The organism is Lentzea sp. (assembly GCF_036380075.1).
Classification (GTDB): domain Bacteria; phylum Actinomycetota; class Actinomycetes; order Mycobacteriales; family Pseudonocardiaceae; genus Lentzea.
In genome coordinates, this window is sequence record NZ_DASVFL010000253.1 from 25,957 (window position 1) to 40,923 (window position 14,967).

The 14,967-nt window shown below is 71.0% G+C and carries 11 protein-coding genes and 1 tRNA gene; 6 read left to right on the forward strand and 6 right to left on the reverse strand.

What is annotated here, in order from left to right; genetic code table 11:
* Positions 1-183: 183 nt before the first annotated feature.
* From VF330_RS27680 to VF330_RS27690, 3 genes are all read right to left on the reverse strand, one after another.
* Complete coding sequence (locus tag VF330_RS27680; protein ID WP_330854614.1) at positions 184-4,191, reverse strand: hypothetical protein; 4,008 nt, start codon at positions 4,189-4,191, stop codon at positions 184-186.
* Positions 4,192-4,209: 18 nt separating this feature from the next.
* Positions 4,210-5,886 (reverse strand): energy-dependent translational throttle protein EttA, encoded by a 1,677-nt coding sequence (ettA, locus tag VF330_RS27685; RefSeq protein ID WP_330854615.1) that lies wholly within the window; start codon positions 5,884-5,886, stop codon positions 4,210-4,212.
* A gap of 283 nt (positions 5,887-6,169) precedes the next feature.
* Positions 6,170-6,565: a single-stranded DNA-binding protein gene (locus tag VF330_RS27690; protein WP_330854616.1), complete on the reverse strand. Its 396-nt coding sequence runs from the start codon at positions 6,563-6,565 to the stop codon at positions 6,170-6,172.
* A gap of 253 nt (positions 6,566-6,818) precedes the next feature.
* Here VF330_RS27690 and VF330_RS27695 point away from each other — a divergent pair, with 253 nt between their 5' ends.
* From VF330_RS27695 to VF330_RS27705, 3 genes are read left to right on the forward strand one after another with little or no spacing between them, the layout of a single operon-like run.
* Positions 6,819-7,433, forward strand: a complete 615-nt coding sequence (locus VF330_RS27695; RefSeq protein WP_330854617.1) for a TetR/AcrR family transcriptional regulator — start codon at positions 6,819-6,821, stop codon at positions 7,431-7,433.
* Entirely contained in the window at positions 7,426-8,349 is a 924-nt protein-coding gene (locus VF330_RS27700; RefSeq protein ID WP_330854618.1) for an ATP-binding cassette domain-containing protein, read from the forward strand. Before VF330_RS27695 ends, VF330_RS27700 begins: the two co-directional genes overlap by 8 nt.
* A gap of 11 nt (positions 8,350-8,360) precedes the next feature.
* Positions 8,361-9,158, forward strand: a complete 798-nt coding sequence (locus tag VF330_RS27705; protein WP_330854619.1) for an ABC transporter permease — start codon at positions 8,361-8,363, stop codon at positions 9,156-9,158.
* On the opposite strand, the gene VF330_RS27710 is transcribed toward VF330_RS27705, so the two are convergent.
* Positions 9,155-11,086: a cytochrome c oxidase assembly protein gene (locus tag VF330_RS27710; RefSeq protein ID WP_330854620.1), complete on the reverse strand. Its 1,932-nt coding sequence runs from the start codon at positions 11,084-11,086 to the stop codon at positions 9,155-9,157. The two genes, VF330_RS27705 and VF330_RS27710, sit on opposite strands and share 4 nt — an antisense overlap.
* A gap of 182 nt (positions 11,087-11,268) precedes the next feature.
* On the opposite strand from VF330_RS27710, the gene VF330_RS27715 reads away from it, so the two are divergent.
* Entirely contained in the window at positions 11,269-11,640 is a 372-nt protein-coding gene (locus VF330_RS27715; protein WP_330854621.1) for a hypothetical protein, read from the forward strand.
* Here the strand turns inward: VF330_RS27715 and VF330_RS27720 are convergent.
* A complete protein-coding gene (locus tag VF330_RS27720) occupies positions 11,618-12,781 on the reverse strand; it encodes an MFS transporter (protein ID WP_330854622.1) in 1,164 nt (387 codons plus the stop codon). The two genes, VF330_RS27715 and VF330_RS27720, sit on opposite strands and share 23 nt — an antisense overlap.
* Before the next feature lie 72 nt (positions 12,782-12,853).
* On the opposite strand from VF330_RS27720, the gene VF330_RS27725 reads away from it, so the two are divergent.
* The gene (locus VF330_RS27725; protein WP_330854623.1) at positions 12,854-13,933 is read left to right on the forward strand and encodes a LacI family DNA-binding transcriptional regulator; all 1,080 of its coding nucleotides are present in this window, start codon (positions 12,854-12,856) and stop codon (positions 13,931-13,933) included.
* Between the two features lie 129 nt (positions 13,934-14,062).
* A tRNA-Arg gene (locus tag VF330_RS27730) sits at positions 14,063-14,135 on the forward strand.
* Positions 14,136-14,314: 179 nt separating this feature from the next.
* On the opposite strand, the gene VF330_RS27735 is transcribed toward VF330_RS27730, so the two are convergent.
* The coding region (locus tag VF330_RS27735; RefSeq protein WP_330854624.1) for a DUF6339 family protein at positions 14,315-14,967 on the reverse strand (653 nt) is incomplete at its 5' end.

A 14,967-nucleotide genomic window follows, 5' to 3' on the forward strand; every position in this document is an offset into this window, starting at 1 on the left:
ACACCGGCGGCCCCGCGGAGGCGGGCGGCACCGGAAGTTCAGCCGATCCGTGGCACACAACCGATCAGGGGCCCGGCGTCGTGGCGACCGCCGGACCGTGCACAACTCCTACCCGCCCGCCGCCGGCGGGTCACTCGCCGGCGGACGGGTTGGGCAAGGCTTGAGGTGTGGCGCTGGACACCCTCAGACGCCCGGCAGCGTCCAGCCGGGTGGCCCGTCGAAGCGCACCGGACGAATCGGACCGGTGGTCTCGTTGTCCGTCGCGGGCGCCACCGGGACGATCGGGCCGGTCTTCTCCTGGTCGGTCTCCGGTGGCGGGGACGACGGGACGGGCTCGGGAGCGGTCTGCTGCCCCGCGGTCGCCGCGGGGCCGAAGTGCTCCGACAGGACGTACGGCTTGTGCTGCGCGCCGAACTGGCTCGCGCCGAAGTAGAAGTCCGCCGACGGCGGCGCGGAGCCGAACGGGTCGCTCGCCCGGAACGGGGAGTCGACGCTCACCGGCTGCCCCGCCTGCGGTTCCGTCGCCGGCACCTGCTGCGCGGGCTGCGGCTGCTGCGCCGGGGGCACCTCGACGCCGGACTCCGGGGTGACGGCGTCCGGGTCCACGGCCGACCACTCCGGGACGCTGAGGTCCGCGGCGTCGACCTCCTCCTCGTCGGAACGGCGGCCCGTCTCGTAGGCGACCAGCGCTTCGGCGAGCAGGTCGGCCAGGCTCAGGTCGCTCGGCCTGCGCCTGCTGCTCGGCCTGCCGGTCCGCGAGCCGGTGTCACCGTTCGCCGCCGCGGCTTCGAGGTCGGCCGGTGCGGCAGGCGCCGCCGGGTCCGGCTGGCCGGCGGCCGGTGCGGGGACGTCCGACGGCGGGTCGGCCGGCACCGGCGTCCCGAACCCGGTCTGGGTGCCGAAGCCCTGCGTCCCGAACGTCTGCGTCCCGAAGCTCGTCTGGGTGCCGAACACCGGCGCCCCGCCGGCCTGCGGCTCGGCGGCCTGCTGGTCCGGTGCCGGGGCCAGGCGCACCGGAACCGTCGGCACGTCGGCCGGGTCGTCGTCCACGTCCGCGGAGCTCAGGAAGCTCGTCGACATCAGGTCCGGCCGCGGCGGCCGCGGGATCTCGTCCGGCACCGGCACCGGCGGCATCGGGTCCGGGATCGGCGGGGCGGGCGGCAGCGGCAGGTGTTCCGGCTGGGGCGCGGGTTCCGGCTCCGGGAGCGCCTCCGGTTCCGGAGCGGGGACGGAGGCGACCGGCCTCGGCTTCGGGGTGCTGAAGTCCAGCGAGCTGAAGTCGAGGTCGGGGAGCTTGCGCTCGTCCGGGTCGGGCACCGCGGGGAACCCCTCCGCGGGGGTGTGCAGCGGGTAGGCGGGCTCGTCGAGGTGGGGCCCGAAGTCGGGTGCCGCCGGCGGCCGTGCGAACGCCGCCGCCAGTCCCCCGCGACCGGGCTGCCCGGGCTGACCGGGCTGTCCGGGCAGGTCCGGCGACGCCGGGGTGCCCCGGTCGCCGAAGAGCCCACCGGCCGGGAGACCCTGCCGCGCCGGTGACTCGGTGTCCGGCGCGGCCGGAGCGCCGGACTGGCCCGGCGACGACTCGGCCTCCGCGGGACCGGAGGTTCCGGACCCGAGGTAGCTCGGCGGCGAGCCCGCGTCCGCGGAACCCCGCCCCGCCGCGGTGGCGAAGTAGCCGGGCGTCTGCTGTTCCTGGTCCGCGGTGGACTCCGCGGACGGGTCGTCCTGGCGCGGGCGGGACGGCGGCTCGACCCGCCACGACGGGGTCTCCTGCTCCGCACCGGCGTCACGGGCCCGGCGGCGGCCTCCCGCCCTCAGGCCCTGGGCCTTGAGCATGTCCAGCACGCTCTCGGACTGGTTCCCGGAGCCGTCCGCCCTGGCCGTCTCCTCGCGTTCCGCGGCCTGGCGGGCGACCTCCTGGTGGGCCGCCTCCTGCCGGGCCACGTCGCGGCGCACCGCCTCCAGGCGCGCGGCCTCCCGGCGCGCCGCTTCCTCGCGGGCGGCCTCCTGCCGGGCGGCTTCCTGCCTGGCCGCCACCTCGCGGGCGAACTCCTGGCGCACCGCCTCCTGGCGGGCCGCTTCCTGCCGGGCCGTCTCCTCGCGGAGGGCCTCCTGCCGCGCGGCTTCCGCACGGGCAGTCTCTTCGCGCAGGGCTTCCTGGCGGGCGGCCTCGGCACGAGCCGCTTCCTCGCGCAGGGCTTCCTGGCGGGCCGCCTCGGCACGGGCGGCTTCCTCGCGCAGGGCCTCCTGGCGCAGCGCTTCCTGACGCGCGGCCTCACGGGCCGCCTCCTCGCGGAGGGCTTCCTGCCGGGCCTCTTCCTCGCGGAGGGCCTCCTGACGGGCCGCTTCCTGGCGCGCGGCCTCCTCGCGAGCGGCCTCCTCCGCGGCCCTGGCTTCCCGCTCGGCCTCGGCGCGCTGCTCGGCGCGGGCCTGGCGTTCGGCCTCGATCTGGCGGCGGGCCTCCCGCTGCAGCTCCATGAGCTGCTGCTCGACCTTGCGCTTGCGCACCTGCTCGGGGCTCAGCTGCTCCTGCTCGGCCGGCGGCACCTGGTCGAGGGTCAGGGTCTGCTCGGCCGGCGGGACCTGGTCGGCGGACGGCGACCTGTCAGCGGACGGCGACGTGTCGCCGGGCACGGACCGCACCGCCGGCGGCTCGGCCGGTGGGGGCGGCTCGGAGGCGTCGGTGATGACGGGGATCTGCGCGATGGTGGTCGGTGTGTCGTCGCCGATCTCGCCTGCTGCCACTCGGGCGGCGCGGCGGCGGCCGCTGACCATGGCACCCGCGGAGGCGATCAGGCCGGACGCGGGGACGGTGCGGTCGGACGACGAGGGTGCTGGTGGCGGTTCCACGGGCTCCGAAGTCTTGTCTTCTGGTTCGCCGAACGGCTGGACCATGCGCCACCGGTCGGCGGCGTGTTGTCGCGCTGCGGACAAGCCTTCCACGGTCATGTCCTCAGCCGCGCGGCGGACCCGGTTTGCCGTGAGGCCATCGCCTTTGCGCACGTGGACGGGACGCCATTGGCGCAGCTGCTGCTTGAGCGCGGCGGGCAGCACGCCGTCGGTGGCGGTGGGCATGCCCTCGATCGGGCGGAGCAGGCTCGCCAGCTGCTGGTGCAGGTCGGCCGGCTGGCGGTGCACGCCGGAGAACTCGGCGGCCAGCCTCGCCCGCACCGCGTAGACGGCACGGGCACGACGGCGTTCGGCGGCGTGGGCCGACCGCAGGTCCGCGAGCGCGTCGGCCAGTTCGCCGGACACCTCGTGCACGTGCGCCAGCGCCAGCAGGCTTTCCGCGAGCAGGGAGTCGAGCTGGTGGCGTTCGGCGCTCGCCACGGCCTCGCGCAGCATCTCGCGGGCGAGCCCGACCCGGCCCGCCGGCAGGTGCACGCGCGTGGCCAGCGCCAGGCGCAGCCAGCCCGCCGTGGACGCCGACGGCGCCCGGACCGGGCGGTCGAGCAGCGGGGCACCGGCCTCGCTCGCGTCGAGCAGCCGGTTGGCGTCCATCAACGCCAGCACCAGCTCCAGCGTGAGCCGGCCGAAGCCCTGACCGCTGTCCGCCGCCGGGTCGGCGAACCTGCTGAGCAGGTCGAGCCCTTCGCGCGCCGCACCGATGGCGGCGGCGATGTCGCCCCACCGCCGGTGCTGCGCCGCCTGCACCGCGCGGATGTGGCCGCGCAGCAACAGGCGGGTGTCGTCGTCGAGCGTCGGGTCGGCGACGTGGAGCTGGTCGGCCTCGGCGAGTGCCCGCACGGCCTCGTCGCCGCGGCCGACCGTGACCAGGCACTCGCTGGCCTGCACCAGAGCAGAGGCCCGCAGCTCCGCGGGCACGTCCGGCGCCTCCAGCACGGGCAGCACGGCGGCGAACCCCGTCAGCGGCGCGCCCACGGACCGCGCGCACGCCGCGAGCTCGACCCGCAGCAGCCACGCCGTCTCGTGCTCACCGGCGGCCTCGGCCGCCTTCAGCGCGTCGATGGCCCGGTCGGCGACGCGGACTCCGCGGCCCACGCGGTTGCCCGCGAAGACCACCAGCGACTCCGCCCGCAGGCGGTCGGCTTCGTCGCGGCGGGCGGTGGCGAGCGCGAGTGCGCGCTCGCCGAGCACCAGAGCGAGCTCCGGTGCCCGCCAACGCAGCCGCCAGGCGGGCACGACCAGCGTGCTCACCTCGACGTCCGCCCGCGTCTCGCCCCTCGCCGCCACGACGTCGCCGTTGCCCTCTCAGTCCCGTGTCAGCTTGCGGTACGTGACACGGTGCGGCCGGGCGGCGTCGGCACCCAGGCGCTCGAGCTTGTTCTTCTCGTAGCCCTCGAAGTTGCCCTCGAACCAGTACCACTTCGACGGGTCCTCGTCCGTGCCCTCCCACGCGAGGATGTGCGTGGCGACGCGGTCGAGGAACCACCGGTCGTGGGAGATCACGACGGCGCAGCCGGGGAACTGCTCGAGAGCGTTCTCCAGCGAGCCCAGGGTCTCGACGTCCAGGTCGTTCGTCGGCTCGTCCAGCAGGATCAGGTTGCCGCCGAGCTTGAGCGTGAGCGCGAGGTTGAGGCGGTTGCGCTCACCACCGGACAGCACGCCCGCGGGCTTCTGCTGGTCGGGGCCCTTGAAGCCGAACGCGCTGACGTACGCGCGCGACGGCATCTCGACGTTGCCGACGTGGATGTAGTCGAGCCCGCCGGACACGACCTCCCACACGTTCTTCTTCGGGTCGATGCCGCCGCGGTTCTGGTCGACGTAGGACAGCAGGACCGTCTCGCCGACCTTCACGCCGCCGGCGTCCGGCTGCTCGAGACCGACGATGGTCTTGAACAGCGTCGTCTTGCCGACGCCGTTCGGGCCGATGACGCCGACGATGCCGTTGCGCGGCAACGTGAACGACAGCCCGTCGATCAGGACGCGCTCGCCGAAGCCCTTCTTCAGCTTGTCGACCTCGACCACGACGCTGCCCAGACGCGGGCCCGGCGGGATCTGGATCTCCTCGAAGTCGAGCTTGCGGGTCTTCTCGGCCTCGGCCGCCATCTCCTCGTAGCGGTCGAGTCGCGCCTTGGACTTGGCCTGGCGGGCCTTGGCGCCGGAGCGCACCCAGTCCAGCTCGTCCTTGAGGCGCTTCTGGAGCTTCTGGTCCTTCTTGCCCTGGACCGCGAGCCGCTCGGCCTTCTTCTCCAGGTAGGTGGAGTAGTTGCCCTCGTACGGGTGCGTGCGGCCGCGGTCGATCTCGAGGATCCACTCGGCCAGGTTGTCCAGGAAGTACCGGTCGTGGGTCACGGCGAGCACGGCGCCGGTGTACTGCGCGAGGTGCTGCTCCAGCCACAGGACGCTCTCCGCGTCCAGGTGGTTGGTGGGCTCGTCGAGCAGCAGCAGGTCGGGCTTGCTCAGCAGCAGCTTGCACAGCGCGACGCGGCGGCGCTCACCACCGGAGAGCTTGGTGACGTCGGCGTCCGGGGGCGGGCAGCGCAGGGCGTCCATCGCCTGCTCCAGCTGGGAGTCGAGGTCCCACGCGTCGGCGTGGTCGAGCTCCTCCTGGAGCTTGCCCATCTCCTCCATCAGCTCGTCTGAGTAGTCGGTCGCCATCAGCTCGGCGATCTCGTTGAAGCGGTCGAGCTTCACCTTGATCTCGCCCAGGCCCTCCTGGACGTTGCCGAGGACGGTCTTCTCCTCGTTGAGCGGCGGTTCCTGCTGCAGGATGCCCACGGTGTAACCGGGAGACAGGTACGCCTCGCCGTTGTTCGGCGTGTCCAACCCCGCCATGATCTTGAGCACGCTCGACTTGCCGGCGCCGTTGGGACCGACCACACCGATCTTCGCGCCGGGGTAGAACATGATCGTGACGTCATCGAGGATGACCTTGTCACCGTGCGCCTTGCGCACCTTTTTCATGGTGTAGATGAACTCGGCCATGGCGGCGATCGTAGAGCGGTGCCCAGAGGCTCCTGACCTCGGTCGCCGACTAGCAGGCGTCCACCCCCGGATCGAGCGTCACGCGACTCGGTGACCTGCTCGTTCCGTTCGAACGTGAACGACTCTCGGCGATCGGTCCTCGGCGGCTCCGACCTACGAGCTTCCCTCCTTCAAGTTTCGCAGTGCTCACATCTTCTCCGGCGGCACCGCCGGAACGGGGGGTTCCCGGATTTCCCGTGCGAGGTTGCGCCCGAACGGCGCAAAACCGGGTACGGCACCGGACTCAGAACGGCGCTGTGTGCGCCACCTGTTCCTCACCGGCCCGCGGTTCAACGACGGGAGCGGCCCCGAGTGACTGCACGCGGCTCAGATCCAGCCCGACGTGGAGCGCGTCCAGGTTGAGGGCGATCTTCTTCACGTCGTCCTTCTCGTAGTGCCGCAGGCGCAGCTTGCCCTGGACGATCACGGGATCACCCTTGGACAGCGTGGTCTTGACGCTGTCGGCGAGCTTGCGCCAGCACGAGACGCTGAGCCACAGCGTCTCGCCGTCCTCCCAGTCGCCGACCGCCGTGTTGTAGCGGCGCTCGGTCGAACCGAGGCGGAAGTACGCGTTGCTCCTGCCGTCCTCGCCGTGCTTGTACGAGACGTCGCTCGTCACGGTTCCAACGACCGTGACCACCGTGGAATTCCAGGACATCGGGTTCGCCTCCGGGGTTGAGGGGTGCCGGTCCAGCTTGGGCCGGAGGCGGGCGGCGGGGGCCGGGCGGAACAGGATCTGTGGATTACTCGCGGGTTGTGGACAGGTCGGGATCTTGCAGCCCCTCGGGCACCGGAATTGTCGGACCCGCGTGCTAGTGGCGCGCTCGAGTGAGCCCAGTGAGTGAGCGCCCACTCATTGACATGAGTGAGGACTCACTCATACAGTGGCGGACGTGTCAGAGGAACCACGCCGCCGCCGCGCCCCCGCGATGAGCCCGGAGGACCGCCGCGAGGCGATCGTCCAGGCGACGCTGCCGCTCGTCGTCGAGGCCGGCGCGAACGTCACGACCAGCCAGATCGCCGCCGCGGCCGGGATCGCGGAGGGCACCGTGTTCCGCGTCTTCAAGGACAAGGCGGAGCTGCTCGGCGCCTGCATCCAGCGCGCACTGCTCTCCGACGACGAAGTCGCCAGGATCAGGGCCGTGCCCGCCGGCCTGCCGATCGAGGAACGGCTCGTCGAGGCGGCGAGCACGGTGTCCGGCTACCTCGACCGCATGTGGACCGTCATGGGCGCGCTGCGCGAGTCCGGCTACCAGCCGAGCCAGGAGGACCACGAGAAGCACAGGGGTCCCCAGGCAGGCATGCAACGCGTGTCTGACGCGATCGCCGAGCTGTTCGACGACGTGGAGCTGCGCACGAGCCCCGAGCACGCCGCCCGCCTGCTCCTCGGCTTCGTCTTCACCAACCGCCTGCAGGGCAAGGGCTTCGGCGAGAAGAGCGTCGAACCCGCGGAGCTCGTCGAGCTCTTCCTGCACGGAGCACTCAAAACAGGGGGATCAGATGACTGAGCTCATGATCGAAGCTCACGACGTGAGCAAGAAGTTCGGCGACGTGAACGCCCTCGACGGCGTGAGCGTCACCGCGCGGAAGGGGTCCGTCCTCGGCCTGCTCGGCCACAACGGCGCCGGCAAGACGACGTTGGTCAACCTGCTCACCACGATGCTGCCGCCGTCCAGCGGCACCGCGAAGGTCGCCGGGTTCGACGTCGTCAAGCAGGCCCACGACGTCCGCAGCCGCATCGGCCTGACCGGCCAGTTCGCCGCCGTCGACGAGCAGCTCAGCGGCCACGACAACCTCGTGCTGATCGCCCGCCTGCTCGGGGCCAGCCGCGCCCAGGCCCACCAGCGCGCGGACGACCTGCTGGAGCAGTTCGACCTCACCGACGCCGCCCGGCGCAACGCCAAGACCTACTCCGGCGGCATGCGGCGCCGCCTCGACCTGGCCGCGTCGCTGGTCGGCAACCCCGAGGTGCTGTTCCTGGACGAGCCGACCACCGGTCTCGACCCCGCCAGCCGCCTCGCCATGTGGGAGATCGTCGAGAAGCTCGTCGCGGACGGCACGACCGTCCTGCTCACGACGCAGTACCTCGACGAGGCCGACCGGCTCGCCGACTCGATCACCGTGCTGTCCCACGGCAAGGTCGTCGCGTCCGGCACGTCGGCCGAGCTCAAGGCGCAGGTCGGCCAGCGCACGGTGACCGTGACGCTCGACTCGGCGTCCGAAGTGGACCTGGCGCTGAAGGCGATCAACGGCGTCGGGCTCACCCCGGTCGCGGAAGGTCTCACGCTCACCACGCCCGTCAGCGGGTCACGCGACCTCGCGACGGTCGTGCGCGCGTTGGACGACAACGGCTTGGAGGCCCACGAAATCGGCCTCAAAGAGCCCACCTTGGACGACGTCTACCTCACGCTCGCCGCGAACTAGGGGGAAACACCATGGCGACTTTGACCTGGCACGGCAGCAGTTACCCGACGCAAGTCCTCGTGCTGACTGGCCGTTCTCTGCGCGCACTCCTGCGCACGCCCGCACTCGTCTTCTTCAGCGTGCTGCAGCCGTTGATCATGCTGACGCTCTTCAGCCAGATCTTCGGCAGCATCACGTCGACGGCGAACTTCCCGCCGGGCATGAGCTACATCAACTTCCTGCTGCCCGCGATCCTCGTGAACACCGCGATGCAGTCCTCTCTCGCGTCCGGCATCGGACTCGTGCAGGACATGTCGAACGGTGTGCTCGCACGGTTCCGTTCGCTGCCCATCCGCCCGAGCACGGTTCTGCTGGCACGCAACCTGTCCGACGCCGTGCGCACCGGGTTCCAGCTCGTGCTGATGATCGCGTTCGGCGTGCTGGTGTTCGGCTTCCGCCCTGACGGCGGCGTGCTCGGGACGCTGGCCGCCCTCGGCCTCGCGCTGGTCGTGGGATGGGCGCTGAGCTGGGTGTTCATCGCGATCGCCGCGTGGGTGCGCAAGGCCGAGCTGATGCAGACCGTCGGCTTCCTGGCGATGTTCCCGCTGATGTTCGCGTCCAGCGCGTTCGTGCCGGTCAACGGCCTGCCGGGCTGGCTCCAGGCGATCGCGAAGATCAACCCGCTGACCTACGCGGTCGATGCCGCCCGCAGCCTGGCGCTCGCCCACCCGGTCACCGGGGTGGCGGGAGCGCTGGTCACGAGCGGAGTGATCGCGGCGATCGGAGCGTTCTTCGCGGTCCGCGGCTTCCGCCGGCCGCTGTCGCTCTAGTCCTTGCCGGCCATCTTCCGCAGCATCGCGTTGTAGGCCTCGAGGTCGGCGTCGCCATCGGCGTCGGCCTTGCGGTCGATCCGCTTGGCGTCACGGGAGTCCTGCCGCGCCCACTGCGCGAGCAGGGCGACCATGACCACCAGCAGCGGGATCTCCCCCGCCGCCCACGCGATGCCACCGCCGAGCCGTTGGTCCTCCAGCAGGTTCTGCACCCACGGCAGCGAAAGCCCGCGGTAGAACTGCTCGCCGATGACGGTCGTGGAGCTCATCAGGATGACGCCGAAGAACGCGTGGAACGGGATCGACGCGAACAAGAGCCCCAACCGTCCGAGGGGCGGCAGTTTGTTCGGTGACGGGTCCACGCCGATCACGGGCCAGTAGAAGACGTAGCCGGCGAGGATGAAGTGGGCGTTCATCGCGATGTGCGCCCAGTGGAACGGCAGCGCGGACTCGAAGAGCCCCGAGAAGTACAGGGCGTAGAACGACCCGACGAACAGGGCCAGCGCCACGAACGGGTTCGTCAGCAGACGCGCGAGCGGCGAGTGCACGAACGCGAGGATCCACTCCCGCGGTCCCGGAACCTCCTTGCTCACCGGCAACGCGCGCAACGCCAGCGTGACCGGTCCGCCCAGCACGAACAGGATCGGCGTCAGCATCGAGAGCACCATGTGCGCTTCCATGTGGACGCTGAACATCGCCGGCGAGTAGCGGCCCATGCCCGAGGACGTCGCGAAGAGCAACGAGAAGCAGCCGCACAACCACGCCGCGGTGCGACCGACCGGCCACTTGTCGCCGCGCTTCACGAGCCTGCGCACGCCCAGCACGTACAGCAGCGCGAACGCCACCGCCGCCGTGCCGAAGACGAGGTCGAACCGCCAGTCGAACAGGATGCTCGCGAGCGTGGGCGGTCCGTCGAGGTCGTAGCCGATCGCGATCTCCACGCGGCTGGGCAGCTCCAGGCTGCCTCCCGGCGGAGGCGTGCGGGCCAGCGCGACGGCCAGGCCGATCGTGAACATCATCAGCAGCACTTCGAGGCCCGCGAGCTTGAGCAACGCGTGCGGCTTGCCGTCCACCACGCCCTTCACGCCGCGTTCGCGCTGGAAGTAGCCGAACACGCCGAGCAGCAGCAGGCACACCAGCTTGCCGAGCGTCAGCAGACCGTAGGTCGACGTGAAGAGGTCGGTGAACGTGATGCGCACCAACGCGTTGACCACGCCCGAGACGGCCATGACGATCCAGCAGACCAGCGCCAGCTTCGAGAACCTCGTGGCGGCGAGCGGGAGGTGTGCACCGCCACGACGTCCGTGCGCCAGCAGTGCGATCAGACCGCCCACCCACAGCACGGCGGCGACGAGGTGGAACAGCAGGCTGTTCGTCGCCATGTCGTGCGAGCCGCCGGACGACGAGTGTCCCGTGACGGCGACCGGGATGAGCGCGAAGACGGCCAGGAACAGCAGAACCGTCGTCCATCCCCACGACAACACCAGACGGCAGGCCACGGCGAGCAACGCCACGAGGATCGCCGTCAGCATCCACGCCTTGGACTGCTCCAGCAGCATCGCCGTCGCGATCATCTGGCTGAGGCTGAACGAGCTCACCGGCCGGTCGATCGCCGCCGCTGTGTTGAACGGCACAGACAGCACGGCACCGACGAGCCACACCAGCGCGAACCAGCCGGCGGTGCGCATCGCGGCGTACCCGTCCGCGGCGAGGGTGCCGGACTTCTGCGGTGGCACGAGGAACGCCGCCAGCAGCAACGAGCCGATGGTCACCACCGCGCCTGTCTCGGTCAGCACGCGCACGACCAGCAATCCCGCCGGAGGGTTGCCGGAGAGGGCGCTGAACGCGACGGCGGCGAGAGCCGCCACAGCGAAGCCGATGACGACGAGGGGCACCAAACCCGTTCTGGTGGAGCGTTCGATTGGCACGACCTGGAGCCTACGACCCTCTAGGGTTGCATCGTGTGAGACGTTCTCTCCCCCTGCTGCTCGTCGTCCTCGCGTTAAGCGGTTGCAGCTACCGCGTACAGGGCGAACCCATTGCCGCACCGCCCCCTCCGTTAGCAATTGAGACGCCCCGCAAGACCGCTGGCGTCGACCCGTGCAAGCTCGTGACGGAGAAGGACCTCAAGCCGATCGGGACGCTCCAGTTCGTCCCCGCGCCGCGCGTCGAGATGCCGAACTCGTGCCTGTTCACACTCAAGGAGAACGCGTACGTGCTGGTGGCGGTCCCGTACCGGTCGTTCGACGAGTCGAAGCGCATCCAGAGCAAGGGCCAGGAGGTCCTGACCGGCAAGCACGCCACGTGGCTGAGCTGTGGCAAGCAGGAGACCGAGATGGTGTGCACCGCCACCATCGCCGTGACGCGGTCCGAGTCGCTGATGGTCGCCATCGGCATGGGCGGCGGCGTCTCGGAGGCCAAGGCGCGCGACACCCTGGAGCCGATCGGCCAGGAGGCCCTCAAACGCGTGCCGGCCGCCTAGCGGCGCGCCTGGCCAGCAGGGTCGCCGGGATGATGAGCGCGGTGACGAGCGCCACGAACCCGAGTGACAGCACGAGCGAGCTGACGTGCGCGAGCCCGCCCACGATCGGCGGGCCCGCGAGGAACCCGCTGTAGGCGATCGTCGTCACGAGGCCCAGCTCGCGCTCGCCACCGCTGCCGTCCGCGCGCTTGCCGACGTCGCTCGCCAGGTCCATGACCACCGGAAACGAGAACGCGAGCCCCAGGCCGGCCAGGGCGAACCCCGCGTAGCCAGCCGCCGGGAACGGCACCACGACGGCCAGTGCCAGACCCGCCGCGGCGAGCCCGCCGCCCGCCGCGAGGAGGCAGTGCGGACCGAGCCTGCGCTGGAACGGTTCGCCGAACCACCGTGAGAGCGCCATCGTGACGGAGAAACCCGCATAGGCATATGCGCCGGCCGCGTCACCCATGCCGCGCTCACGCACCATGAACAGCGCAGACCAGTCCGCCGCCGCTCCTTCCGCGATGGCACTGCACAGCGCGACGCTCGCCAACAGCCAGAGAACCGGGCTCTTGAGCACGCTGGTGCGTTCGGTCACTTCTTCCCTATGGCGCTCCCCCACGCCTCCGGGGACCTTCTTCGCGATGACCGCCACCACGAGAACGCCCACCACCGCCGTGACGAGGAAGTGCCTCATCGGCGTCCACTGCGCCTGCGCGGCGGCCGCACTGCCCAACGACCCGATGAGACCGCCGACGCTGAACCCCGCGTGGAATTGCGGCATCAACGGCCGTTGCAGCTCGCGGACGACGACCACCGCCGCGATGTTCATCGACACGTCCATCGCGGCGACGCTCGCCCCCAGCGCGACCAGCGTCAGACCGAGCTGGAGCGGCGACTGTGAGAGCGCGAGCACGGGCAGCATCAACGGACTGAGGACGCTGCTCGCGAGCAGCACGCCGCGCGACCCGTGGACGGCGCAGATCCGTGCCGCCAGCGGCGCCGTGAAGGCCAGCCCGACACTCGCCCCGAGCAGCGCGAGGCCGAGGCTGCCCACCTCGGCACCGACCTGCCCGGCGAGCGCGGGCACGCGCGCGGCCCAGGTGCCGAAGACGCCGCCGTTCAGGAGGAAAACGAGGAACGTGGCCAGCCGTGGGGACATGCCCTCCAGCATGACTGAAGCGCTTCAGTCACGCCAGCCCGGGATGTCGGACCTCTCGAATACGATGCTGACGTGGACTCGGACCGCCGACGCAGGCCGACGCTGGACACCGTCGCCGCGGCCGTCGGGGTCTCCAGAGCGACGGTGTCGAACGCGTACAACCGCCCGGACCAGCTGTCGTCGACGCTGCGCGAACGCATCCTCGAAACGGCGCTCTCACTGGGCTACCCGGGCCCGGACCCGGTAGCGCGTTCGCTTGCCACCCGCTCGTCCGCGGCCGTCGGCTTCATGCTGCCGCAGGGCCTGTCCGGCGCGTTCTCGGACCCGGCCCTCTCGATCGTGCTCGACGGTCTCGCCTCGACCGTCGACGGCCACGACCACAGCCTGGTCCTGATGCCGGGCGACTCGACCGGCGGCCCGCGCCCGTCGATCGTGACGCGCGCCCAGGCGGACGTGATGGTCGCCTACTCCCTGCCCGACACCGCCCCCGCCCTCGCCGCGGTAGCCGCCCGCGGCCTCCCGCTCGTCGTGATCGACCAGCCCGTACTACCGGACTCGGCCCGCGTCGAGGTGCAGGACTACGCCGGCACGTGCGCCGCCGCGACACACCTGCTGGCACTGGGCCACACCAGCTTCGGCGTGCTGTCCTTCGCCCTGCACCCGGACGGAGCATCGGGCCCGGTCTCCCCCGCCCGCCGTTCGGCCGTGCCGTTCCGCGTGAGCCGAGACCGCCTCGGCGGCTACCTCGACACTTTGGAAAAAGCCGGGGTGAAACCGGACAATGTCCCGGTGTGGGAGGCCCGCGGCAGTGATCGCGAACTCGGACGTCTAGGCGCGCGGTGGTTGCTCACCCGCACGCCACGCCCGAGCGCCTTGCTGTGCACGTCCGACCAACTGGCGTTCGGCGCCCTGCGAGCGGCCCGAGACCTGAACCTCACCGTGCCGCGGGACGTGTCCGTCGTCGGCTTTGACGACGTCCCCGAAGCGGCCTACAGCGACCCACCGCTGACTACCGTGCGTCAACCCCTGGCCGACAAGGGCCGCCGAGCCGGCGAGCTGGCGCTGAAGTTACTGGCCGGCGGCAGACCGCCGAGGCCGACGAGACTCGACGTTTCCCTCGTGGAGAGAGCCTCAACGGCCTCGCCGAAGTGATCCCCATCACGTTTAGACGGTTTTCGTCACCCATTTGGCCGTAAGGCGGAAACGGTCGATCGACTCCGGACGATGTGTCCGGTGGGGGCACCGGTGGCCACGAATCGTGGTCGCCTTCGCACCCCTCCAGCCTCTGTAGCTCAGTGGAGAGAGCGAGGGACTTCTAATCCCGAGGTCGCAGGTTCGAATCCTGCCAGGGGCGCTACACCACAGGTGGCAAGTACGTGGGCCGATCTCCTCGGAGGTCGGCCCATCTGCTTGTCCGCTGCCGGCTGGACAGCAGTGACGACTCAGCCGCTTCCGACTCCGACAAGGCGAGATCGGCTCGGGGGACGAACTCTCACGATCGCCACGCCTTTGACCCTCGACCGCAGGTGAAGGTCACCCGCCGACCGCCGAATCCTGGCGTTCCCGGGCACTTGCCGCAGCCGCTCGAAGGCGCTCATCCCGGACTGCCAGGACGCTGTCCCCGGCAGCGCGCATGAGCTCGGCGTCCAGCCGGCGGTCTTCAATGGCGTCGAAGCTCAGGAACGGAGCCAGCCGGAGCAGTCGCTTCAGGAAGTCACGGAGCACGTCACGCTCGTTCTCCCCGCCGCGGTCCAGCTCGCCCCACACCCGCAGGATTGCCTTGACCAGGTACGGGCTTCCTCCGAGCGCTCTACGACGGGCGTAGATCTGGTCGAACGCGGCTTCACCGAGAATGGCCAACGCCGAGTACGGATCCGGCTCGCTCGGGTCGTGGACCAGCTGTGCCCGCCACCAGAGACGTCCGAACACGTGGCGGGTGATGTCGGATGCCTGTACACGATCCCGCACCGGCGTGGGCGAGTATCGCCAGTAGGCGACATCCGGTAGAAGCACGAGAGCCAGGAACGCCCACACGTCACCGGACGCCGCTTCTGCGGGAACCAGTCCCATCTCCGTGTGCAACAGCGCTGCGAGCGCGAGGTCGAAGTCGGCACGCGCCGACCTGGTCGACTCACCGGGGAATCCTGCTTCGGTGGCCAATGCGAGCACCTTCACGCGCAGGCTGG

Excerpts from the sequence above, each read along its gene's own strand:
- ettA (WP_330854615.1), bottom strand. The coding sequence starts at position 5,886 with ATGGCCGAGTTCATCTACACCATGAAAAAGGTGCGCAAGGCGCACGGT.
- VF330_RS27700 (WP_330854618.1), top strand. The coding sequence starts at position 7,426 with ATGACTGAGCTCATGATCGAAGCTCACGACGTGAGCAAGAAGTTCGGC.
- VF330_RS27705 (WP_330854619.1), top strand. The coding sequence starts at position 8,361 with ATGGCGACTTTGACCTGGCACGGCAGCAGTTACCCGACGCAAGTCCTC.
- VF330_RS27720 (WP_330854622.1), bottom strand. The coding sequence starts at position 12,781 with ATGTCCCCACGGCTGGCCACGTTCCTCGTTTTCCTCCTGAACGGCGGC.